Raw genomic sequence first — 228 nt, forward strand, 5'->3', positions numbered from 1 at the left:
CGACGGCGCTGCATGACGCCGGCTTCATGGTGTCGGTCGCCAATCCGAGTTGCGTCAAAGGCTTTGGCCAGAGCGAAAACGTGCGCAATAAAACCGATACCGCCGATGCGGCGCTGATCGCGCGCTACTGCGCCTTGATGAAGCCGGCCGCCTGGTCGCCCCCACCCCGGGAGCAGCGCCAGTTGCGGGCCTGGTCACAGCGCCTTCAGGCATTAAAGGACATGCGTC

1 protein-coding gene is annotated in these 228 nt (G+C 64.5%); it reads left to right on the forward strand.

Annotated elements, in window-relative coordinates:
* On the forward strand, positions 1-228 hold a 228-nt coding region (locus GTP44_RS27075; RefSeq protein WP_161021821.1), incomplete at both ends, for an IS110 family transposase.

The sequence above is a fragment of the Duganella lactea genome (assembly GCF_009857505.1).
Taxonomy (GTDB): Bacteria; Pseudomonadota; Gammaproteobacteria; order Burkholderiales; family Burkholderiaceae_D; genus Rugamonas; species Rugamonas lactea.